Annotated in this window: 1 protein-coding gene; it reads left to right on the top strand. The window is 69.8% G+C overall.

What is annotated here, in order from left to right:
* Positions 1-1,120, top strand: a 1,120-nt coding sequence (locus tag AB0O09_RS38715) for an acyl-CoA dehydrogenase family protein (RefSeq protein ID WP_363550509.1), incomplete at both ends; no start/stop codon positions are given.

Below are 1,120 nucleotides of genomic sequence, written 5' to 3' on the forward strand. Positions count from 1 at the left end.
CCGAGGAGCACGACATGCTCCGTGACGCGGTGCGGTCGCTGGCCGAGGCGAAGATCGCCCCGTTCGCGGCCGAGGTCGACGAGCAGGGCCGTTTCCCGAGCGAGGCGCTGGAGGCGCTGCAGGGCAACGACCTGCACGCGGTGCACGTGCCCGAGGAGTACGGCGGCGCCGGCGCGGACGCGCTGGCCACCGTGATCGTGATCGAGGAGGTCGCCCGGGTCTGCGCCTCCTCCTCGCTGATCCCCGCGGTCAACAAGCTCGGCTCGCTGCCCGTCCAGCTGTCCGGCTCCGAGGAGCTGAAGGCCAAGTACCTCGGCGCGCTGGCCCGCGGCGAGGGCATGTTCTCCTACTGCCTGTCCGAGCCGGAGGCCGGCTCCGACGCGGCCGGCATGAAGACCCGCGCGGTGCGCGACGGCGACTTCTGGGTCCTCAACGGCGTCAAGCGGTGGATCACCAACGCCGGCGTCTCCGAGTTCTACACCGTCATGGCCGTCACCGACCCGGAGAAGCGCTCCAAGGGCATCTCCGCGTTCGTGGTCGAGAAGGGCGACGAGGGCGTCTCCTTCGGCGCCCCGGAGAAGAAGCTCGGCATCAAGGGCTCGCCGACCCGCGAGGTCTACTTCGACAACGTGCGGATCCCCGCCGACCGGATGATCGGCGCCGAGGGCACCGGCTTCGCCACCGCGATGAAGACCCTCGACCACACCCGGGTCACCATCGCCGCCCAGGCGATCGGCATCGCCCAGGGCGCCCTGGACTACGCCAAGGGCTACGTCCAGGAACGCAAGCAGTTCGGCAAGGCCATCGCCGAGTTCCAGGGCGTGCAGTTCATGCTCGCCGACATGGCGATGAAGCTGGAGGCCGCCCGCCAGCTCACCTACGCCGCCGCCGCGAAGTCCCAGCGCACGGACGGCGACCTGACGTTCTTCGGCGCCGCCGCCAAGTGCTTCGCCTCCGACGTCGCGATGGAGATCACCACCGACGCCGTCCAGCTCCTCGGCGGCTACGGCTACACCCGCGACTACCCGGTCGAGCGGATGATGCGCGACGCCAAGATCACCCAGATCTACGAGGGCACCAACCAGGTCCAGCGCATCGTCATGGCCCGCAACCTCCCGTA

The organism is Kitasatospora sp. NPDC093679, assembly GCF_040683455.1.
GTDB lineage: Bacteria > Actinomycetota > Actinomycetes > Streptomycetales > Streptomycetaceae > Kitasatospora > Kitasatospora arboriphila.